The organism is Allocoleopsis franciscana PCC 7113, from assembly GCF_000317515.1.
Taxonomy (GTDB): domain Bacteria; phylum Cyanobacteriota; class Cyanobacteriia; order Cyanobacteriales; family Coleofasciculaceae; genus Allocoleopsis; species Allocoleopsis franciscana.
On the sequence record NC_019738.1, the window covers coordinates 1,327,507 to 1,349,952 of the forward strand.

At 47.3% G+C, this 22,446-nt stretch carries 19 protein-coding genes and 1 pseudogene; 11 read left to right on the forward strand and 9 right to left on the reverse strand.

The genetic code is table 11. The annotated features are described in order from the left end of the window. Positions 1-4: 4 nt before the first annotated feature. Together MIC7113_RS05600 and MIC7113_RS05605 are read left to right on the forward strand one after the other, a co-directional pair. On the forward strand, positions 5-277 hold the full coding sequence (locus MIC7113_RS05600) for a 2TM domain-containing protein (protein WP_015181207.1): 273 nt from the start codon (positions 5-7) through the stop codon (positions 275-277). A 77-nt stretch (positions 278-354) separates the two neighbouring features. Then, entirely contained in the window at positions 355-663 is a 309-nt protein-coding gene (locus MIC7113_RS05605) for a DUF3181 family protein (RefSeq protein ID WP_015181208.1), read from the forward strand. A 72-nt stretch (positions 664-735) separates the two neighbouring features. Here the strand turns inward: MIC7113_RS05605 and MIC7113_RS05610 are convergent, their stop codons facing one another. Continuing rightward, positions 736-1,173, reverse strand: a complete 438-nt coding sequence (locus tag MIC7113_RS05610) for a hypothetical protein (protein ID WP_015181209.1) — start codon at positions 1,171-1,173, stop codon at positions 736-738. A 134-nt stretch (positions 1,174-1,307) separates the two neighbouring features. Then, the gene (gene murJ / locus MIC7113_RS05615) at positions 1,308-2,906 is read right to left on the reverse strand and encodes a murein biosynthesis integral membrane protein MurJ (RefSeq protein WP_015181210.1); all 1,599 of its coding nucleotides are present in this window, start codon (positions 2,904-2,906) and stop codon (positions 1,308-1,310) included. A 200-nt stretch (positions 2,907-3,106) separates the two neighbouring features. On the opposite strand from murJ, the gene MIC7113_RS33065 reads away from it, so the two are divergent. Continuing rightward, positions 3,107-6,121, forward strand: a complete 3,015-nt coding sequence (locus MIC7113_RS33065) for a PAS domain S-box protein (RefSeq protein WP_015181211.1) — start codon at positions 3,107-3,109, stop codon at positions 6,119-6,121. 32 nt (positions 6,122-6,153) lie between these two features. On the opposite strand, the gene MIC7113_RS05625 is transcribed toward MIC7113_RS33065, so the two are convergent. After that, entirely contained in the window at positions 6,154-6,474 is a 321-nt protein-coding gene (locus MIC7113_RS05625) for a hypothetical protein (protein ID WP_041779909.1), read from the reverse strand. Positions 6,475-6,962: 488 nt separating this feature from the next. Beyond that, positions 6,963-7,172, reverse strand: coding sequence for a hypothetical protein (locus tag MIC7113_RS35975; RefSeq protein WP_155897941.1), 210 nt, complete (start codon positions 7,170-7,172; stop codon positions 6,963-6,965). Here MIC7113_RS35975 and sfsA point away from each other — a divergent pair. Together sfsA and MIC7113_RS05635 are read left to right on the forward strand one after the other, a co-directional pair. Continuing rightward, complete coding sequence (gene sfsA / locus MIC7113_RS05630) at positions 7,167-7,988, forward strand: DNA/RNA nuclease SfsA (protein WP_015181214.1); 822 nt, start codon at positions 7,167-7,169, stop codon at positions 7,986-7,988. The genes MIC7113_RS35975 and sfsA overlap by 6 nt on opposite strands. A gap of 109 nt (positions 7,989-8,097) precedes the next feature. Then, entirely contained in the window at positions 8,098-9,024 is a 927-nt protein-coding gene (locus MIC7113_RS05635; protein WP_015181215.1) for an NAD(+) kinase, read from the forward strand. A 68-nt stretch (positions 9,025-9,092) separates the two neighbouring features. Here MIC7113_RS05635 and MIC7113_RS05640 read toward each other — a convergent pair whose 3' ends face one another. Continuing rightward, on the reverse strand, positions 9,093-10,025 hold the full coding sequence (locus MIC7113_RS05640; RefSeq protein ID WP_015181216.1) for a hypothetical protein: 933 nt from the start codon (positions 10,023-10,025) through the stop codon (positions 9,093-9,095). An 884-nt stretch (positions 10,026-10,909) separates the two neighbouring features. Here MIC7113_RS05640 and MIC7113_RS05645 point away from each other — a divergent pair. Together MIC7113_RS05645 and ccmS are read left to right on the forward strand one after the other, a co-directional pair. Next, positions 10,910-12,676, forward strand: a complete 1,767-nt coding sequence (locus MIC7113_RS05645) for an ABC transporter ATP-binding protein (protein WP_041780491.1) — start codon at positions 10,910-10,912, stop codon at positions 12,674-12,676. A 120-nt stretch (positions 12,677-12,796) separates the two neighbouring features. Beyond that, entirely contained in the window at positions 12,797-13,228 is a 432-nt protein-coding gene (gene ccmS, locus MIC7113_RS05650; RefSeq protein WP_015181218.1) for a beta-carboxysome assembly chaperone CcmS, read from the forward strand. Between the two features lie 391 nt (positions 13,229-13,619). Here ccmS and MIC7113_RS05660 read toward each other — a convergent pair whose 3' ends face one another. The 4 genes from MIC7113_RS05660 to priA form a co-directional block, all read right to left on the reverse strand. Continuing rightward, positions 13,620-14,738, reverse strand: a complete 1,119-nt coding sequence (locus tag MIC7113_RS05660) for an FHA domain-containing protein (protein ID WP_015181219.1) — start codon at positions 14,736-14,738, stop codon at positions 13,620-13,622. Positions 14,739-14,989: 251 nt separating this feature from the next. After that, positions 14,990-15,271: a hypothetical protein gene (locus MIC7113_RS05665; RefSeq protein ID WP_015181220.1), complete on the reverse strand. Its 282-nt coding sequence runs from the start codon at positions 15,269-15,271 to the stop codon at positions 14,990-14,992. A gap of 16 nt (positions 15,272-15,287) precedes the next feature. Next, complete coding sequence (locus MIC7113_RS05670; protein WP_015181221.1) at positions 15,288-16,451, reverse strand: class I SAM-dependent methyltransferase; 1,164 nt, start codon at positions 16,449-16,451, stop codon at positions 15,288-15,290. A 52-nt stretch (positions 16,452-16,503) separates the two neighbouring features. Continuing rightward, positions 16,504-19,065, reverse strand: a complete 2,562-nt coding sequence (gene priA / locus MIC7113_RS05675) for a primosomal protein N' (protein WP_041779912.1) — start codon at positions 19,063-19,065, stop codon at positions 16,504-16,506. Between the two features lie 707 nt (positions 19,066-19,772). On the opposite strand from priA, the gene MIC7113_RS05680 reads away from it, so the two are divergent. From MIC7113_RS05680 to MIC7113_RS05695, 4 genes and pseudogenes are all read left to right on the forward strand, one after another. Beyond that, complete coding sequence (locus MIC7113_RS05680; protein WP_015181223.1) at positions 19,773-20,906, forward strand: RNA polymerase sigma factor, RpoD/SigA family; 1,134 nt, start codon at positions 19,773-19,775, stop codon at positions 20,904-20,906. An 84-nt stretch (positions 20,907-20,990) separates the two neighbouring features. Further along, positions 20,991-21,467, forward strand: a pseudogene (locus MIC7113_RS37945) (N-acetyltransferase family protein); the annotation flags it as partial. After that, on the forward strand, positions 21,459-21,974 hold the full coding sequence (locus tag MIC7113_RS35980) for a GNAT family N-acetyltransferase (protein WP_041780493.1): 516 nt from the start codon (positions 21,459-21,461) through the stop codon (positions 21,972-21,974). The pseudogene MIC7113_RS37945 and the gene MIC7113_RS35980, both read left to right, overlap by 9 nt. A gap of 146 nt (positions 21,975-22,120) precedes the next feature. Continuing rightward, the gene (locus MIC7113_RS05695; RefSeq protein WP_015181225.1) at positions 22,121-22,327 is read left to right on the forward strand and encodes a hypothetical protein; all 207 of its coding nucleotides are present in this window, start codon (positions 22,121-22,123) and stop codon (positions 22,325-22,327) included. The last annotated feature ends 119 nt before the right edge of the window (positions 22,328-22,446 follow it).

The window sequence follows — 22,446 nt, forward strand, 5'->3', positions numbered from 1 at the left end:
TACTATGCCTCCTCGTTGGCCTCGCAAACCCGATCGCAATGACCCAGACTATCGCCGCTTAGATGACCGGATGAACTTTGCCGTGCATGTGGCTCTTTTTGCGGCTTTTAACTCTGGGATTTGGTTTTTTAGAACCCTGTATCATACCAACTGGAGTTGGGCGGCATGGGTGACTGGAACTTGGGCATTGATTTTGCTAGCCCATGCAATTTATATCTTTGCGATCGCCAATTATTCCCTCGTACCGTCCAAAGATAGTCCCACAAAATCTTCCTAAAGTTCAACCGACCTCATTCAATGCCCCCTTAGTATTGATCACACAGGCATCGACATCCGTAGAATTGGTTAATTCCTATGCGTCAAACCAACACAACAGAATCCATCGAAGCCCTCGCGGCTGAGATTGGGGAAAACATTTACATCGATATTGCCAAGTGGCACCTTTACTTGAGGGATGCCCATCTGCATACCACTTTGGCAGAACGAGTCTATCCCTTACTCACCAATAACACCCTAGAAGAAAGGGAAGTCCTCCGCATTCTAGAAGATATTTCTGTTCAGTTGGGGGGCGGGAAGCGGCAAGTTCCGTTAATTGACCTACTCCCTACAAGCTGTCAGGTTAACTTAATGGATCTACTCGAAGAGTATCAGCGTAACCTCTGACCTCCAATTTTGAGTTTTATTTCATCCTTTTTCGTTCAAAAGTTTTTAACTAGTCGATTAAGGAAAATCAGCCTAAGCCTCTAACTCTTTGAGTACTTTTTCCCCCCACCAAGCATTCTCCCAGGGGGGCATATTTTTGGGGCAAGCCACTAAGGCTGTTTGAGATTCCAGCAAATACTGTTCTAAACTAGCGAGCTCATCGGCTAACTGATTGTCATCTAATATTTCCTCTCTAATGAACAGTTGGGCAAGCTCATCGGCTAAGTGTTCGTCATCCAACCAACTTTCATCTCCTGTTTCACTCTCAGAAGACCAATTGGGAAATACTCTAAAATCGGTTTGAGAGAATAAAGATTTTTTGGTGTTGAACGTTTTTTCGTCTAAGGTTTCAGGAGAAATTTGTGAGTTATAAAAATTGCTGGAATCAAAAGCTGCCATGTCTGTAACCGGGATTGCTTGACTGTTTAAATCTACAATTTTTAGCCCTATATCTGCCCTGGAATAGGTCATAAAAATAGGTGATATTTAAAACCTAAACAAGTGATTTCCAAGACAAGCTAGGGCGAACCCGATCAACATTAGAGGTGATTTGAATCACCAGTAGTAGACAGGAAGTTCAGCTCCATGCCCACTGGATGAATCATTCACCTCCCCAACTTCCGGCGTAGACGAGAGGCAAACATATCCACCTCTGGTAAATTGAGCCGTGTGGCAATCAGAGCAAAGACACCTAAGCCCACAATTCCAGATAAACTCAATTGCACCAGTCCAACCAACAATCCTTGAGCAGTCCAAACTTGCTGAATACCCCAATTGACTCCCCAACTGGCAAACCCTGCCACAACGCTGCCAGCAATTAAACCCAGGATCGGTAAGCTCCATTCTCCCAACGGTAAGCCCCGGAGTTTGCGATTTAATAGCCAGAGCAGCGCGATTGTTGAGGTGAAATTCACGCCTACAGTAGCCAAAATCAAACCGGGCGCACCGAAACGCTGCACGAGAACGTAATCCAGCACGGCGTTGAGCAAGATATTGATGATACTAATGCGAAACGGCGTCTCACCATCGCCCAAAGCATAAAACACCCGCACCAAGACATCCCGTGCCAAGTAGACAAACATCCCAATCCCGTAGGCTACCAGCAAGGAAGCAACGAGCTCTGAAGCTTGGCTCTGGAAGGCTCCACGTTGATAAACCACTTGTACGATGGGAACCGCCAACGTCATCATCAAGGCACCCAAAGGCAACATGGTAATGGCGGTAAGGAGTAATCCCTGACGAATGCGCTGCTTGAGTTCAGGCCAATTTTCGGGAGCGGCAAGCCGGGAGAAGGTTGGCAGCAACGGCACTAAAATCATATTGGAAATAATTCCCAGTGGCGTTTGCACTAATAACCCTGCATAGCTGATTGCCGCCGCAGCGCCGGGGATGGCAGAGGCAAAAAACAAATCGGTGTATAGGTTAATCTGCAACATTCCGGAGGAAAGAGTGGCTGGCCCCATGATTTTGAGCACATCAGTCACGCCTGGTTGCTTCCAATTCAACCGCAGGCGTAACGTCCCTAAACCCGCCCGCCACTGAGCCACCACTTGCACTAACCACTGTAAGATGGCTCCACTGACTGTACCCCATGCCAAAACCATGCCGCCCAACATGACGTATTTGGGGGCGGTAATTTGACTGCCCAGTTGTAAGGCTAAAATCCCAATTCCGCCAATCACCGTGATGCTGGAAAATAAAGGACTCACCGAAGGAAGCCAGTACATGTCAGCGGCGTTGAGGGTGCCGAAGCCAATCCCGATGAGTCCGGCAAGGACAGCCATCGGAGCCATGATTTGCAATTGTTGGATGGCGATCGCCCGGACTTGGGGTGTTAACCCAGGCCCGATCAAGTCGATGAAGACGCCGGAAAATAGAACCAGAACCAGGACAACGAGCAGTAAAATCGCTCCCACGAAGGTTGTGATGGTTTCGACAATGGGAGCGGCTTCCGAGCGATCGCGCTTAGCCAAGACACTCACAATCGCGCTGTGAAATGGGCCATTGATCCCACCCAGTAAAATCAACAAAAAGCCCGGAATCACGTAGGCGTAGCTGTAAGCATCAACCGCTGGCCCGACCCCAAAAGCCGCCGCGATCGCTTGCTGACGCACCAATCCAAAAACTTTACTAATCAGGGTGGCAACCGCCACGATGCCGGCAATTCCGGATAGGGAACGAGCGGTCTTCTGGGTTTTCGACACAAATAATTATTAATTACTTCAGGAATCATAATATTCAATTCTGAATTTTATCCAACAATCTGGAGTCTTTTTTCCTGGGGCGGATGGGCGCATCACACTTCCATGCAGGCACGACTCAACGAAAATGTAATACAGTCCAAAACTCAAACGGCTAACTAAGATCAGTAGCAAGCGGTAGCCCTAGTTAAAAACGCAATCAGATGACTCGCTTAAACCTGGACGACTTCGCCAAGCAAATACAAGATTGGTGCCAACGCCTAGCCCAACTGCAACAACTGACAGGTGAATCACCTTCAACGCCACAACAGCAGGAAATTATCCTAACAGCCGTTGAAGGACTCAGTACCGCCTTTGAAGAACTGCAAGTCGCTAACGAGGAACTGTATCAGCAGCATGAGAAGTTATTAATGACTCAACAGGCTTTAATCGCAGAACGTCAGCGCTACCAGCAATTGTTTGAGTTTGCACCTGATGCTTACCTAGTAACCGATGTCAATGGGGTGATTCAAGAAGCCAACCGTGCTGCCGCCACACGACTCAACCATTCGCAACAGTTCTTGGTCGGCAAGCCGTTAGCTTGTTACGTTGTTAAGGAAGAGCGTCGAGCCTTTCGGAATCAACTCAATCAGCTGCGTCAGGTGGAGGGGGTGCAGGAATGGGAGGTGAGCTTGCGATCGCCCGATCAAACGCCCCTGATTACTGCCCTGAGGGTAGGGACAATCCAGTCTCCGGAAGGTCAGCCAATGGGTTTCCGTTGGCTGATGCGCGATATTACAGAACACAAGCGGATAGAGTTAGAGCTACGGCAAGCTCATGAACGCTTGCATCTGGCTGCCAACGCTTTGGATGGTATTATCTACGACTGGAACGTTGAAAATGGCACCGTTGACAGGACACAAGGTCTGGTTGAGGTTTTAGGCTATCGTCCGGAAGAAGCGCAACCGACCCTTGATTGGTGGACTCAGTTTATCCATCCCGATGATCGACAGCCTGTTCGTCAGGTGATTTCCAACGCCCTCGCCAACAGCAGTGCTTTTGACACCGAATATCGGATTCGCGACAAAAACTATCAGTACCTGCATATTTGGGATAGAGGACAGATTATCAGAAATGCCAGTGGGCGGGCTGTGCGTGTCGTTGGTAGTACCTTGAACATTAGCGGTCGCAAACAAGCCGAGGAACAAGCCCAACAAAGTGCGGCTGAAATTCGTCAAATCTTTAACATGTTACCCAGTTTGGTCTGGAAGTTTTGCCCTACCCGATTCCAGTTTGTCTATATCAGTGATATGATGGCTGAACTCAGTGGCATTTCCAGAGAGGCATTCTTGGAGAATCCTCAAATTTGGGATGACCGAGTTGACTTAGGAAATGAGTCGCAAGAGGCGCTCAGAATCTCTTGGGAAGCCATTCGTAAAGGCGAATCCTACCGAGTTATTTATCGGTTTCACACCCTTCACCGAGGAGTTCGATGGTTTGAAGTGATCGGGCGAGCGGTTGATGAGGAGGGCGTACTGTATTACTACGGCAGCACCACAGATATCACCGAGTGCAAGCAAGCAGAAGAATCCTTGCACAGGCTGAACCAAGAATTAGAAAATCGAGTCAAAGAGCGCACATCTGAGCTAGAACAGCTCAATCACCAACTCCTTGCAGAGATTGCTGAACGCATGAGCGTTGAGGCAGCACTCCATCAACGGGAACAGGAATATCGAGCCTTGGTGGAACATGCACCTGATATTATTGAGCGGTTTGACCCACAAGGGCGTCATCTTTATGTCAACCCCGCCATTGAAAGCGTTACAGGTAAACCACCGAATGAGTTTATTGGCAAAACCAATCGAGAACTCGGTATCTCAGAACCCAATTTAGCAATTTGGGAGCAGGCGTTAAGTAGGGTTTTTCAGACGGGAGAGGAACAACAATTTGAGTTTAGCTTAGTCACCGCCCAAGGACTGAAGTATTACCAAACCCGCTTAGTCCCTGAAATGGAGACGGATGGTAATTTGATTTCTGTATTGGGAATGACGCGGGACATCACCGATCATAAGCTGGCGATTGAGGCACTGCGGGAGAGTGAAGATGGGTTCCGTCAGTTGACCGAAAATATCAATGAAGTCTTTTGGATGGTTACCCCCGATTTCAGCGAAAGATTATACATTAGCCCTGCCTATGAGCAGATATGGGGTCGCTCATGCCAGAGTTTGTACGACCAGTCTAATTCTTGGAGTGAGGCTGTCCATTCTGAAGATCGAGAGTTCCTGATAGGCAAGCAGGAGCAAGAGTCTCGTGGTGAGGTTACTGATGTGGAGTATCGGATTGTGCGACCGGATGGGTCAATGCGTTGGATACGCGATCGCGCCTTTCCCATCTATGATGCACAAGGTCAAGTTTACCGCATCGCTGGAATTGCCGAGGATATTACCTGCCGCAAACAGGCGGAACTAGAAAGTTATAAGGTACTGCAACGAGAGAGGGAACTGAGTATGCTCAAGTCCAGCTTTGTTGCTATGACTTCCCATGAGTTCCGCACTCCTCTAACGGCGATTTCCTCTTCTACTGACTTGTTAGAGCGTTACCGGAACCGCTTGTCAGAAGAGAAACAACAAGCTCATCTCCATCGCATTAAATCCGCTGTTCTACGAATGACTCAGATGTTGAATGATATCCTGCTGATGAGTGAAGCGGAAGCCGGGAAACTGCAATTCAACCCTGCACCGTTGAATTTAGTACAATTTTGTCGTCATTTAGTAGAAGATGTCCAACCCACTGCCAAAGAACAGCAGGTGATTCATTTTACCTATCGCAGCGACGGCACTATTGCCGGACAAGATAGCGATGAAATCAAGCAGAAAAGATTCGATTTTCTCTCTGGTTTGGCTTTATGGGATGAGAAACTGTTACGGCAGATTCTGGGCAATTTGCTCTCGAATGCCCTGAAGTATTCTCCAGAAGGCGGTACTGTCCAGTTTGACCTCACGGCTAAAAATGACCGAGTAATCTTTCAAATTCAAGACCAAGGAATTGGCATTCCCCCCGCCGATCAATCCCGCTTGTTTGAAGCCTTTCATCGTGCGAATAATGTCGGTACGATTCAGGGAACGGGATTAGGATTGGCAATTGTTAAACAATGCCTGGATTTACATCGAGGTGAGATTACGTTTACCAGTGAAGTCGGCAAAGGTACGAGGTTTATCATCACCTTGCCCTTATCCTAATTATTATTATTATTTGCAGCGTGCAGGTCTGCTTAATCCGTTACCTTCCATTCTTCAAGAGTTGCAATCCCAACCCTGAGGTAAGAGTGACTCAAAAACTCTCTCATCTCTTCCTTCCATCCAGCTTGCAAAGCACTCAGAAACCGTTCTCGGCGTTTTCCGGGAATAGCCGCTGTGACGAATGCTTTTTGTTCTGCCTCAGTTGCAGTCGGGTGGGTTTCCTTCAATTGCTCAAGCAGTTTCTGAATTTCCATTGCTGCTTCGGCGAGAGTTTGTTTTTGCCAGGATAGTGCCTTGTGCAGTTCTTCCCGCAACAGTTTGCTGAGAACTTGGGTATCCGTTTCTCTCAGCATTTCGGAAGTTTGAAGGTGGCTAATAGAATTTCTATATATAGATTTGTCGGGTTTTACTCTCATGGCAAAAGTTCCTTTAGACTGCCATTGCAAATTACAATAAAACGTTGGCAGAGGAATATCGTGGAGGTTCTCTACAGGTTATATCCTCTGTTGCTGTCTTCGCTTCGACTTTAGATGATTAGATGAAACCCTGATGGAGGCTGTCGTAGGCTTGTTCTATTGGCACACTCAGACTTCTCGATTAACCCCAGCCGTTTATGGGCAAATTCTAGCGCTTTCAACCTTTTTTTGTGCCTGTATTTGAGTCATTTAAATGACCCGTATAGGTTGAGGTATTTTCAGCTTGTTTTACAGGACAAATCATAAAGTGGCTGAACTGAAGCCTTATGTTTTGTAACTCCCTGCTCATCGGCTGTAGTCTGTGGTTTATGGCAGATCAAGAGCAAGTTAGCACTCTATTTAAGAGTATCACGATTGTTGTCTTACTAGATAAAGTTGTAATACACAATACATATAACAAAAGGCAGATGGCAGATGGGATGCAGATTGACGGCTGAAGGTTTCAGGATTTGGCGAGAGTCAAGAGTTGCCTTGGCGACGGCTATAACGGAGAGTCGCTCTTTCATAACAATACGCTTTGCGCGATCGCTCTTTCCCAACCGCACCAGCTTCGGTGGTAAATTATCCTTATGCAAAATTGGATTTACCGTTACCCGCCCCTAGAAACCGGAGTCTTACTCAAGCGCTACAAACGCTTTTTTGCCGATATTCAACTTACCTCAGGGGAAGTGATAACGGCTCATTGCCCTAATACTGGCCCCATGACGGGTGTCTCCACTCCTGGTAGTTTAGTTAAAGTCTCCCGCAGCGATAGCCCTAAACGGAAGTTACCCTACACCTGGGAGATGATTCAGGTTGATGACAATGAACCCACTTGGGTTGGCGTTAACACGGCACTCCCCAATCGAGTGATTAAGTTAGCTTTGGAACAACGGCTATTTCCAGAGTTAGCCGACAGCTACAATGAAATTTGCTGCGAGGTTCCTTATGGTAAAGAACTGAAAAGTCGGGTGGATTTTTTACTCCAAAGTACTTTCATCCCCTTGAGTGCAGCCAGCGAGGAACTCGCCTCGTGCGATCGCATTGAACCGCCCATCTATTTAGAAGTCAAGAGTGTCACCTTATCTCAAGGAAATGTGGCATTATTTCCCGATACTGTCACCACTCGCGGACAAAAGCATCTGCGAGAATTAATGGCACTTGTACCCCAATCAAGGGCAGTAATGCTCTATTTTATTAATCGGGGTGACTGCCTTTCCTTTGCTCCTGCTGATAGTTATGACCCCGTTTATGGTCAACTGTTGCGAGAAGCCGTACTTCAGGGGGTTGAAGTGTTACCCTGCCGTTTTGCAATTACCCCGGAAGGAATTCGCTATTTGGGTTTGGCTGAATTTCTCCCCATGCAACCGCCAGTGAATGCGAAAGCTGATGTTCCTCTTACGACTGCTTAGACTATAAATTTGAGTGCGTATGCTCTACCCGATTCCTAACCCGCTATTTCATCACTGAGTCAGCCGTTTAGAATGACAATCATCACACGGGCTAGAAGATGAGGTTAACGTGCAGCTAAAGCAGGTGATCATTGCGTATAAAGCTAAAGACTCCCACAGCCGCAGTTGGGCAGAAAAATGTGCTCGACAATTGGAAAAACGCCAATGTCATATTTTAATGGGGCCTAGTGGTGCACAGGATAATCCTTACCCTGTGTTTTTAGCCTCTGCCATGAGCCAGATCGATTTAGCTGTGGTATTGGGCGGCGACGGTACAGCCCTCGCTGCCGCGAGACACCTTGCCCCAGAAGGAGTGCCAATTTTAGCTGTGAATGTGGGTGGGCACTTAGGGTTTCTCACTGAACCGTTTGAGGAATTTAAAGACACGGAGAAAATTTGGGACCGATTAAGTGAAGATCGCTACGCCATTCAGCGGCGGATGATGGTTCAAGCGGCTGTATTTGAAGGCCATCGTACCAACATGGAACCCATGAGCGATCGCTTTTTAGCCCTGAATGAAATGTGCGTTAAACCTGCCTCAGCGGATCGGATGATTACCTCTGTTCTGGAAATGGAAATTGATGGAGAAGTTATCGATCAGTACCAAGGTGACGGACTGATTGTCGCTACACCCACTGGATCAACTTGCTACACCCTTTCTGCCAATGGGCCAATTTTACACGATGGTATGGAAGCGCTCACCGTGACGCCGATTTGCCCCTTGAGTCTTTCCAGTCGTCCTATTGTTTTGCCTTCTGGTTCCGTGGTTAGCATTTGGCCTTTAGGGGATTACGAACTTAATACCAAACTGTGGACGGATGGTGTTCTAGGCACTTCCATTTGGCCTGGGCAACGGGTGGATGTTCGCATGGCGGATTGCTACGCGAAGTTCATTATTTTGCGAGAGAACTATTCCTATTACCAGATATTACGAGAAAAGCTGCAATGGGCGGGTGCCAGAATTTCTTATAGTAACAATCATCGTAATGGGAAATAGGTAATGGGTAATGGGTAATGGAAAAAGCAAGCCTCAAAAGTTATTCCTTTTCCATCCATTACGCAACTCTACGATGCTGCGCCTCTGATATCCCCATAATTATTGATGGCAAATTCAAGTTGTAGGAGCAAGCGTTCTTTCTGGGTTGGAAGAGTGCCTTTGTGAAAACAAGTCGCATCTTCTACAAATCCTAAACCCGCAGGGCCGCAAATCGTCACCAAATTCTCAGCGCCATAACAATTGATAATATCTTCATCCGGTTTACTAGCGCAGCGTACACCTAAAAGCTGATGGGACAACTTCTTGTTTTTGTGAGTCCCGCGAATCAATATATGAGGACCGCTGGAGAGGTCAACATCGGTTAAGTAAAAGAAGAATTTGATGAATCGATAGTCGTCTAGATCGTAATGAAATACCTGAGCCGCTTTGAGTTGCTCCATGGGTGTTCCCTCAACCGGAAAACTCCACCAAAGTTCACTGGCTATATGTAGGGGAGGCGCTCCTAAATATTTAGCTGCGATCGCTAATATGGCTGGATCGTTTTCTAGCTTTCTTACCGCTGCACATCCCTGAGCATTGAAATAGCTACCTAAGCGAATTTTTCTCCCCAGTGAGGTTTCGGCTTGTTCTTTTTCGCGATAATAAAAGCTCGCGGCTGAGTTTCTATCTGCATAGCAGGGTGCCGATTGTGCATAGTCCAGTATTTCTTGAATTACCGCTTGGGGAAGATTAATACCTGGAGCATAGCTATCGCTTCTTATCCCTGAAACGAGGGTATCTACATGGATGTTGTCTAGAATAGAAGGGGTTTCCTGGCTGATTTCGCAAGACGGATGGAGGAACTTATAAAAAGAGCTAACCCAGTTACGAATGACCTCAAGCCGAGCCAGTTTCCGCATCAGAAACAATTTAGGATTGTAAGTCAGACACTGGTAACTTTTCTGGCAGTAGTCAAATAATTTGCCCCATAAATTTTGAGACGTTTGAGTTAGAGCTGTCATAATCCTAAATACTCCTGTTAGGGTAAGAGTTGACTATGGCTAGATAACATGCAGCTACATTCTTTCCAGCCATGAATTTCATGGATGGTTTAAAGTCGTACTTGATGAATTAAGCGCAAATAATCGTTGAGAAGAAAGAGTCAGGACTTACGCCATTGGACTATTAGCCATACACTACCGACAGAGCTGATTTTTTGTATATTGCCTTTCACCCTTTTCTGGAAAGCTTAATCTAATCCAACCTCCGACTGCCAAGACACACCATGAGGTTTTAGAGATTCTTGACCAAGAGTTAATTTTTTAGAAGATAGTAACATGCTCGGAGAAACGACTTGACATCAGAACCACAGCACCAAGTTGAACTAGAGGGTGGAAGATGAGAAGGCTTAGTTCGTTGGTAGATACCTGAAACGAGTGTTCATGAAAGGAGAAATCTTAGATTGAGTTCCAAAATCATTTGAAGCATTTGCCTCTCTTCGACGCCACCCTTGTGCCAATTGTTTCGGAACTACTCCCAAATTCAATCATTCATTACCAGGTTGTTGCATTACGTCGTTTTTTTGAACCCTTCTATGCATATTAACTGAACTTAAGGGTATCCGCATACCCCCCCAATAGGTGATATTACCTGGGGCAAGTTTGCAAATTTTAAGGCTTTCATTAGATGACATCAGGGATTTGGCTATTTAGCCTCTCCGCCAAAGTCAACACAAGATAAGATTTTCTAATCTAAAATTAAATTACTCTGAGCAAGGTAAACTTTATGAATTTAAGGTTGGATTAAGGTGTCACGTTTGCAAAAACAAGCAGATGGCAGAAAGAAGCAAGCTGCTTTAGGTAGGACTCAGGCGAGATCGCACCGCGACAAATCTAAGAGCAACCGAGTGTCCTCCTCTCCTCCCCTATGGCGTCTAATTCATTACGGACACAACTACCGGACTCAAATCTGGCAGGCAATTGCGTGTTCAATTCTGAATAAAATCTTTGACTTAGCACCCCCTGTCTTAATTGGTGCGGCAGTGGATGTGGTGGTGAAGCAACAGGATTCTCTGATTGCTCAATGGGGGGTAAAAGATATTTTTGGGCAACTCCTGATCTTGAGTTTCCTGAGCTTCATCATTTGGGGATTGGAATCCATTTTTGAATATGCTTATGCTCGACTGTGGCGTAATCTCGCCCAGGCTATACAGCATGACTTGCGCTTAGATGCTTATGGGCATTTACAATCCCTGGAACTCGCTTATTTTGAGGACAGAAGTACTGGCAGGTTGATGTCAATCTTGAGTGATGACATCAATCAATTAGAGCGGTTTCTGGATGTGGGAGCCAATGATATTATCCAGGTCATCACAACAGCCATTGTGATTGGTGGAGCTTTCTATATCCTGGCTCCCAATGTGGCTTGGATGACGATTGTGCCAATACCTTTTATCCTTTGGGGTTCGATCGCCTTTCAGCGTCGGCTGGCTCCTCGTTACGCAGATGTCAGAGAAAAGGTGAGTCTGATTAATGGGCAATTAGCCAATAATTTAACCGGCATCACCACGATTAAAAGCTTTACCGCCGAAGAGTATGAATTAGGACGAATTGAAGCCCAAAGTGACGCTTATCGTGTCAGTAACAAGCGGGCGATCGCACTTTCTGCCGCCTTTATTCCCCTGATTCGGATGCTCATCTTGTTGGGCTTTACAGGGATTCTGCTCTACGGCGGCATGGATGTTGTGGCCGGTTCTCTGGAGGTGGGAACTTATAGTGTGTTGGTCTTCCTCACTCAGCGGTTGCTTTGGCCGTTGACCCGATTAGGCGAAACCCTCGATCAATATCAACGGGCGATGGCGTCCACCACCCGTGTGATGAATCTCCTGGATACTCCCATCGAAATCCATTCTGGGGACACGCCCTTGCAGGTAGAGCAGGTGCGGGGTGAGGTGTTGCTCAAAGAGGTAACCTTTGCTTACCATGACCGTGCGCCAGTGATTCACAATTTGTCCCTCCACATCGGAGCCGGTAAAACCATCGCCATTGTGGGTTCAACGGGTTCTGGTAAAAGCACTTTGGTTAAGTTATTATTGAGGCTATATGAAGTACAAAGGGGCACTATAACCCTTGACGGCATCGACCTACGACAGCTACGGCTGAAAGATTTGCGTCGGGCAATTGGCTTAGTGAGCCAAGATGTGTTTTTATTTCATGGTACGGTTTGGGAGAATATCGCCTATGGCACCTTCGATGCGACTCACGCCGAAGTAATGGCAGCCGCAGAGATTGCCGAAGCCCATGAATTTATCAGCCAACTGCCCCAAGGGTATGACACGATTGTTGGGGAACGGGGACAGAAACTGTCGGGAGGGCAACAGCAGCGGATTGCGATCGCCCGTGCCATATTGAAGAATCCCCCCATTCTGATCTTGGATGAAGCCACATCGGCGGTGGATAATGAGACAGAAGCCGCGATTCAACGCTCCTTAGAGAAGATTACGAAAAATCGGACAACCATTGCGATCGCCCATCGCCTCTCCACCGTCCGCAATGCCGATTGCATCTACGTCATGGAACACGGCAAATTAGTCGAACAAGGGCGACATGAACAATTACTGGAGCAACAAGGGATTTATTCCAGTCTCTGGCGGGTACAGTCAGGTATAAAATAAAGGCTGAGGGAGAAACAATTCATCCTCCATCCGTCAAAAGGAGTTCTAGCCTCTCACCCAGCTATCAGTCTTCAGTCTAAAGTTCAACAAGTATTCAACACTTATATTTCAGTACTTCTGATGATCATGTTTGGTGCACGTGAGCCGGAGAGGGCAGAAGATCAGTGGAAACACCAGCTCACTCGGTTCGCTAAAGAGAATCAGCGAGAACTAGCCGCATTAGCTTGGGGGTTGTTTCTCGAACGTGGAGAAAGCGAAGATACTCTGGGGATTGACCTTAAACCCACCCCCCATTTCGTCTATTGTCCCAAAAAGGCGCTCGAAGAACTCAATGAAAGAGTAGAGAACCACATTCAGGAAATATTAGGAATTGTCGATGCTCATAAGCCGGAGCAAGAGGTTCTCATTATCGGGATTGGCAATGACCAAATCAAGCTCATTCAGTTTCAACCGGAACCTGCACCGCCTGCTTGTTTTGAGCAAGTGGGTCAGGATGTTGATACATTACTAGGGCAACTAGAGCAACGTTTAGGTCAGAGGTTGAAGTCCTAAGTATATTTACTGACATCCTGCACCATCACAGATGTATTAGAGGAGAACCTCAACGAATTGAAGCTCCAGCCCAAAAGCTTTCAGTGAAAGGAGATGGCTAAAAAGAAAAAGACCGAGAGAATCTGGAGATACAGACGCACTCCGAATGGGTGGGAAGTCTGTCTTGACGGTAAAAGTAAAGGCGTAGTTGTTAAAGATGGCCCTGAGGATTGTCCCTGGAGTTGGCGCTCTTCTGGCAAGAGTGGAGGGCCTCACTATACCAGGAACGCAGCAGCAGCAGCTCTTTTGCAAGCGTACACAGAAAAGTAAAAACAAGCCCCTGACACGACCCCAGGGAATTTGTGGTGGTGGAGGTGCGATCGCTCAACCAGCCTGCACTGATTTCCCGTCCCTAAGCTTCAAACCTCCATTCTTGTGTGCCAATCCTGATCACATTTCCCGGTGTCAGCCAGAAGGGTTGGTTGGGGGCGAGGCGTTGTCCGCCAACAAAGGTGCCATTAGAACTCCCCAGATCAATGAGTTGATATCGGACGGTTCCCTGAGCGTCAGCCTGTTTAACGATTTGGGCATGATTGCGCGAACACAAGACATCTTCAAGAATCAGGGTGTTCGTCGGTTCGCGTCCAATTGTAAAGGGTAGGGTTGATAAAATACTAATCGCACCCGTTGAGCGGTGTACCAAACGAGCGATGGCACCTTCCTCAATGTCTTGAGCCAGTACAGTCGGAGCCAGCGTTGGTCTATCTTGAACAGGAGGCAAATTCGCGGGAATCGGGGCTTGTCCTCCAATTGCCATAGTCGTTGCTTCCAATGTGGCACCGAGAGCCGGGTCGTTGGCATTGGGGTCACGACCTGAAACAATGTTGACCTGCTGTACAGGGGGAGGTTGTACCTCCGGGCGACCGGCTTGAGCAATCTGCATTTTAAGCGCCGCTTCGTGTTCCGCTTCCTGTCTTGCGCTCAACCCTTCGACTTGACGAATCACCCCGCGAGTTTGAGGAAAGCTGATATCACTCACCCGCACATCTTCCAAGGCAAAGCCTAAGCCATAAGACACTTCCGAATGGTCGAGGCTGTATTGGCGGATTTGTGCTCGTCCTTGAGTGGTCAATTGTTGTACCGTAAGCTGACCAATGGCTACTCCTAGATTATCTTTGACGGCACTGGTGAGGGCTGCGATCGGGTCAGATAATTCCAGGGCAACCCGTTTGGCGTCCACCACCTGATACATTACATTTAGGGAAACATTAATCAAAAACTGGTCGCGAGATAGAAAGTCTCCGTGAGAGACAATCTCCAGGTTCCGAACCTTACTATCAACTAGAATCAATTGGCACTGTTCAAGCAGGGGTAAGGCAAAGCTAAAATGACGCCCCGGTTTTAAGGTTCGCATTAGCCGACCATTTTTGACCAATAAACCTGTATATCCTGCCCCAATAAAGTCCATACTCAACCCAACCCAGCGCTCCGGGTTCAGCGTTTGGATCAGAGGGGAAGAGTGGCTAGACATTAGAGTATAGGAGAAGTAATAGGGGAAATGTCCTTACTTTAGACTAACAAAGCTTTGCTCTCGGCGGCTTTGCTTTGTCTGACACAAATATTGGGTTTCAGGCACAAGGAAATTTCATCGGGGGAACGGCGGCAATCGTTTCTACCAGGGGTTGAATAAAGTGCTTTTGGTTTAACCTTTCCCTCAACCCTTGGATTGACATACTCAGAAGTTTCTGCTAAACAGCCTTAGAGGTTAGTGCTGTGAGCATCTCAACGAAGGGAATCCACCTCCTCCTGCACAACCCGCAACACCCGCGCAATATACTCCCTGCGCCATTGCTCTCGCTCTTGAGCCACTTGCTCATCCGGTTGATAAGCCTCTATCTCCTCCATCGATACCATCCCTTTAGCTTGAGCTAAACGTTCAAGGGTATCGAGACGTTCATGGAGGACAGATACTTCACCCACTAGCGCCATCACCATCGCCAGTAACTTGTCGCTGTGAGCATCATCCAAGTAAATCGGTCGTTTCCCTTTGGCTTTCTTTGCCATGCAATCTGCCTCTCCGTCAATTAGATTTAGTGGCAGCGAAGACAAACCAAGTGCCCCGACTGTTCATGCCGGAACTTTGAGAATTGCTCGTAGAGAGTTTGGCTTTCCATACCCCGTTCGGGACAAACGTCTGAATCACCTGATCCGCCTCAAAGCCTGCCTGTGTTGCCACCGCCATCAAGTCCAAATCCCGCATCGCGCTCCAGAAGGGTTCGTTGTTGTTAGCCGTTTGCCAATCGTATATAAAGGCTGTGAAGGTATCCATATCGCGATACAGAGGAGCTTCGGCATGAATCATCATCCCACCCGGAGCCAGCAAGCGATAACACTCACGCATAACATTGCGAATCGCTGGCGTCGGTATTTCATGCAGCAGGATATGGGAGACAACCAAGTCAAAGGACTCGTCTGGAAAGTGGGTGTGTTCGGCATTCTGTTGAGAAAAGTGTACCCGCTTCCCTAAAGATTCTGCCCGTGCATGGGCATAACGCAGCATGGGGGCACCAATATCGATCGCATGAACTTCTGCATCCGGGTATGCATCGACGTAGGGTAAGGTACTGTGACCCACAGAACATCCCATGTCGAGAATTTTGCCCGGTCGAAATTCAGGATACTCTTTTTCCAGGTAATTATGGACGATAGACAGACCCATATCATCGTTAAGCGGGCCTAGCCAACCCCTGCCATAAAGGTAGGTTCCGCGATCGTACACGGCACCAACCGTCACATCATCTTCCACAAACTCACTATGATATCCACCCGGCATACAGTGAATGTCTACAGCCGTTTGGTATGCAGGGATTTTAAAATTGGGGTCGAGGGTTAAAGAGCCGAGTTCACTCCCCTGATTTTGACTACGCTCGATCAGCTTTGGAAGCTGCTGTTCCACACTAGAGGTGACAGACTCCCACATCATCTCCTGCTGAATCCGCTGTAGGGCACTCCACCAACGATAGTAGGGCTGATTGAGCATCGCTTGGCGAATTTCATGACGATTGTTGGGTGGGTGCTGATGTTCCTGCTCGAACTGAGGCTTGGCTACTTTTTCATAAATAACCTTATTGCCCGGAGATATTTCACTAAAAATGTGAGCTTTCAGGCTTTGCACAAAGTTTTGGCGTGCCAACTCGTCATGGGTGGTGACGGGTAGCATAGCGTGTTTGAATTGTTGGTTCATGATGCCACCTCCAATATAGTATTTTCAGTCTACTGTGCCCTTCGTTTGAGGTTCACATCATATTCAACGGATTAACATCAATCGTTAGGCTGATATCTTTCGGACAACGTTCACGCAACTGTGCCAAGTTCGGTAAAACGACAGGCACATCGAGCGGAAACTTCAGCAAAATCTGCCAGCGATAGCGACGGGCAACCCGCATAATACTCGCAGGCGCTGGCCCCAATATTTCATAATCGGACTCAGTCGCACTTAATTGCTCCGCTAATCTAAGAGCTGTGTTCTCCACATCGGCTGCATCCAAACCACTTAACCGCAAGAGAATCAGATGCCCATAGGGGGGATATTGCAATGCGGCGCGTTGTTCTAATTCGGTCTGAGCAAAGGTTTCATAGTCGTGACGCCTGACGGCTTGAATCACGGGATGTTGGGGAGAGTAAGTTTGAATAATCACCCGACCGGGGTCATCACCACGACCCGCACGACCCGCAACCTGAGTCAGGGTTTGAAATGTCCGTTCGGCGGCTCTATAATCGGCTAAATTCAGCAGTCCATCGGCGGAAACAACCCCTACCAGAGTTACCTGAGCGATATCTAACCCTTTGGTCAGCATTTGGGTGCCAATTAAAAGGTCAGCTTCCCCATGGGCAAATTTGGTCAGCAGCGTTCGGTGTGCCCCCTTCGTCTGGGTGGTGTCGCTATCAAACCGGATAATCCGCAATTGGGGAAATTGTTGGGTTAACTCTTGGGCAAGGCGTTGGGTACCACTGCCGAAAAACTTCAGGTAAGGAGACGTGCATTCAGGGCAATGGGGGGGATGAAGCTGCGTATGGTTGCAATAGTGACACCTGAGTAATTGAGTCGCTCCCTCGTGGGTGTAGTGATAGGAGAGTGAAACATCACAGTTGGGGCATTCGACTACATAGCCACAACTCCGACAAGAGACAAAAGTACTGTGTCCCCGTCGGGGAATAAATAAGATGCCTTGTTGACCTTGTGAGTGTAACTTTTGTAGGGCATTGTAGAGCGATCGGCTAAAAATTGAGCGATTCCCCTGTTTTAATTCTTGCCGCATGTCTACAATTTCCACGGGCGGCATAGGTCGGGATTGAATGCGTTCTGGGAGGGAGAGGTAATGGGAGGGGGAGATTGGGGAAGTTTGATTGACTGTTTCGGGATTCCAGTCGAGGCTTTCTCCCACTTTTCCCCTCTGTGTGACGTTCACCCAGGTTTCCAGGGAGGGAGTGGCGGAACCTAGAATCAGAGGGCAGTTTTCGATTTGAGCACGCCATTTGGCGACAGTACGAGCATGGTAGGTGGGGGCAAATTGGTCTTGCTTAAAGCTGGAGTCGTGTTCTTCATCCAAGACCATTAAACCCAGTTTGGGTAAAGGTGCAAAGACGGCACTGCGGGTACCAATGACGATTTGGGGTTCCCCAGTTAGCATTTGTCGCCAAGTATCATACCGTTCCCCATCCGAAAGGGCACTGTGATAAACGTTAACTTTGTTACCAAACCGGGCGCGGAAACGGTCGGTGAGTTGGGGCGTTAAGCCAATTTCCGGGACAAGGACAAGAGCCGATTTACCTTGGTTTAAGATGGGTGCGATCGCTTGTAAATAAACTTCCGTTTTGCCTGAACCTGTCACCCCATGCAACAGCACTTGGGCACAGCGATCAAGACTTTTAATTACCTGCAACGCCTCTGCCTGCTGCACTGTCAAGGCTTTTGGTCGATCAGCGGCTACGGTGGGTTCTGTAGAAGTGCGTAAAATTTCCCTTTCTTGAATCACCACATACCCTTTCTCCTCTAGCTTTTTGAGGGTTGAAGAGGTTGTATGGCAAGTTTGCAGCAGTTCGGTCAGCCATAAATCACCGCCACGACGCCTGAGTACATCTAAAATTTCCTGTTGCCGCTGGGTTAAGTCACTAGTAAAGGTATATCCGACTAGGGTTACGGCTTGTCTGAGTTTGGGACGTGTTGGTTTAGGGTGTTCTAGATAACTTTCTACCCAGCCGCGTTTAATTAAATCCTTTAACCCCCAACTGGCTCCCCTAACTTGACGTTGGAGGTATTTCCAACTGAAATCTCCATCCACTTGAGTTTTAAGAGTGGCTAAAATTTGACTGGCTGCTGGATGGATAACAGTATCGGCATTGTTGGGAAGTTTTTCTGGCTTAAGGCGAATGCGACGCTGCGATCGCGCCAGTAATCCTGGAGGTAGAGCCACTCGGACAACCGAAATCAAAGGAGTGCAATAGTATTGAGCCACTTCCTCTAAGAGTTTCCAGTAATAAGTTGGGAAGAATCCAGAACAAATAACCTCCTCAACCTCCCGAATTTTCGTCGGTGCTAAATCAGGAGGTGGTGAGTCCAAAAGGCGAATAGCGATCGCACCAATCTGCTGCGCCCCAAATGGCACACTCAAAATATCCCCCGGTTGTACGTCTAACTCCGATGGCAACCTGTAGGTATATAGTTTCTGCTCTTGCTGTTGGTCTTGCTGTACTCCTGGACAATCCACCAGCACTTCAACCCACTGATTCTCACTCGCACCAGGGCGATAGGACGCCCCAGGCTCAGCCAGAATCAGACCACTAGGGGAATTAGACATATCATCAACCCTACTCACCACAAATACTCCAAGGCTTTCGGAGGTCGTGCCTTGTCACTTGTCAATTTTAGCTGGCTGTTGTGGAGAAACGACCGATCAGCCCAAATCAGACCCCCTCCTGAGAGGTGAGAAATCCGGAAAGGGGCAAAGGGGTTAAGTCATGAGAGTCGGCGTTTTCTCACTATGGGTAGAGAGGACAGCCTAAGCGTGTATGAGATCCTGTTTCTATAGCAAAGTTAATTTAAAGAAACGATTTCACTGGGATTAATCCCCGATGTATCACACTCATCATCTAAGTTCATTGTCCAATTTTTTGTAGGTTGTTGTCAAATGTAAAAACTCTTACAATGTCAAGAATTCTGAAAATCGCCGAGTTGACCTTGGCTCTACGATTGCAATTGTTTGGTTTTTGACCTTGTACACCAATCTTGTTTATCTTTTTGTAATCAAAGAGCTAGCCAAATAGCTTCTGGTAGCCTTAAAATCAGAACTTTCCACTCCCTAAAATCTGGCTCATCACTAGATCGGGATTGTGGCAAAATCGCTTATATCTCCCGTTTTTCAGCCTGTTTTGAGCTTGCTCACAAGCTACCCTCTCTTTATTAAAACTTGCGTCAAGGAAAGTCTCTTTTTCGTTACAGCTAAGGCTAAACCCCTTAGTTAAACCTTCTCAAAATCCTTTCTACGCTCATCCCTCAATTTACGCTATGAATATTACTGAGTTGAACCAAGCCGATACCCTCAAGTTTACAGAAGATCCAGAATTTTTTAACAATGACAACCTAGAGCTAGAAACAGAAGAACCAGATTTAACTCTTGTAGAAGTCGAGTTCTCTGACTCCAAAAATGCACTGACAACTAGCCGTCGTTCATCGGGTTATAGCAAAACGAGTTCGGATGACACGGTGGGCGCTTTCTTTAAAGAAATGGCTCGTTACCCCTTGCTGAAGCCAGAAGAAGAGGTAGACTTAGCCAAAAATGTCCAGTTCTTAGTCGAAATTGATCAACTCCAAGAACGCTTGCAGGCCAATTTAGGTCGCAAACCCGCTAAAGCTGAACTGGCTCAACAACTGAATATGACAGAACGTCAGTTGGAAAATCGCCTCTATCGAGGGCGTGTAGCCAAGCGCAAAATGATTCGTTCTAACCTACGCTTAGTGGTTTCAATTGCTAAGCGGTACTTAAACCGAGGAGTGCCTTTCCTGGATTTAATTCAAGAAGGTGCTTTGGGATTGAATCGTGCGACGGAAAAATTTGACCCAGAGAAGGGGTATAAATTCTCAACTTATGCCTACTGGTGGATTCGTCAGGCCATTACCCGCACAATTGCCAACGATGCACGTACCATCCGTTTGCCGATTCATATTGTCGAAAAACTCAATAAACTCAAAAAAGCTCAGCGCGAACTTAAGCAAGGACTGCAACGCAATCCCAATGAAGAAGAATTAGCGAAAGCGCTAGAGATTACGCCTTCTAATTTGCGCCAGTTGCTACAATTACGCAGGCGATCGCTCTCTCTGAATCATCGAGTGGGTAAGGGAGAAGATACAGAACTCGTGGATTTGCTCGAAGACAACGAACTGCGGTTGCCGGAAGAGCAAATGAGCGAAACCATGATGCGCCAAGAAATTTGGGAAGTCTTGAGTGATGTGCTTACCGAACGGGAAAAAGATGTTATTTCGCTACGCTATGGTTTAGCCAGTAGTGAACCCTACACCCTGGAAGAAGTTGGCGGAATGTTCAATCTTTCCCGTGAACGGGTACGGCAAATTCAAAGCAAAGCCATGCGTAAGCTGCGTCGTCCTCAAGTTGCTCGACGCTTGAAGGGTTGGTTGACTTAGGACTCATCCCGTCATCGGTCATTAGTTGTTAGTAAAACCCTGTACAATAAGGCGTTTGGCTAATGACTAATGACTTGAACTTTTATGGGTGAATTCACAATCCGAGCCGCAACACCGACAGATGTGCCTGTGTTATTTGAGTTAATTCAGGCACTGGCAGAGTATGAAAAACTTTCCCACGCCGTTACTGGCAATCCGGAGGCGCTCAAGGAACATCTGTTTGGTGCTAAACCTTATTTAGAGGCGATACTGGCAGAGTCTGCGGGGAAAGCGGTGGGATTTGCTTTATTTTTCCCGAACTACTCCACGTTTTTGACCAAACCAGGGATTTATCTGGAAGATTTATTCGTCCTGCCGGAGTTTCGGCGCAAGGGGATTGGTAAAGCCATTCTGCAATACCTAGCGCAGTTAGCGGTTGAGCGCGACTGTGGGCGTTTGGAATGGAGTGTACTGGATTGGAATGAGCCTGCGATCGCCTTCTACAAGCGTATGGGAGCATCCATTCTGGAAGCGAATCGAATTTGCCGCCTCTGTGATGAGTCATTGACTCAGGTGGCTAATGGAGCATCATCTTTAAGACTGCGTCCCTCTGTTGTAGAGGATATACCTATAATCTTCCCCTTACTTCAAAGAAAGGCGGAGTTTGACAAAAAACTAGACAGTTTCACGGGGAATCCTGACACCCTGAAGGAGCATGTATTCGGTCAACGGACTTATATTGAAGCTATTCTGGCAGAATCCGAGGGGCAAGCCGTGGGGTTTGCAACTTTTTGCCACAATTATTCTACTTTTTTAACTCAACCTGGGTTGTACGTAGATGATTTGTTTGTTTTGCCTGACTATCGGCGTCAGGGTTTGGGTAAGGCGATGCTGACTTACCTCGCTCAGTTGGTGAGGGAGCGCAACGGTGGGCGGTTAGAGTGGTTAGTGGCAGTATGGAATCAACCCGCGATCGCCTTTTATGAGAAAATAGGAGCTTCAGTCTTACCAGACTGGCGAATTTGCCGGGTGACGGGGGATTCTCTCACTCAGCTTGCCTCGTCAACCTTCCCTGACAAGATTAGCTAATCTATCGAAAGATGAACTTCTGTTATAGATGCTGATAAATTATCAACAAGTGTATCTTTCTTAGTTGCAGTAGAGACTGTTCAGGAGAAAATAAGTACATCTACTCAAGATTCAATCAAAGTGTTTCGAGTTGAGAGGAGAAGATTATGACTATTTGGGTGAATGAACAGCTTGATCCATCGGGTCTCCTCTATTCTTGTATTGCCTGTTGCGATGAACAGCAAGCGCAGGATTGCCATGAGTCTTTCGAGCAGAATTTGACAGACGAGCAAAAGTCAGCCGGTTGGGTGGCGCGTTTGAGAACGGTGAGTTCTTGGGATGAAGTGCCAGTTAATGCTTTGAAGTTGAATTAGGGCTTGACAAAAACGCTGCTTTAGGGTGTCAAAATAACGTTTCTTTTGTCTTACTTCTCCCTGCTAGGAAAGCCAACATCTTCAGATAAAAGCGTTGGAGGACTATTTTCAGAACATGC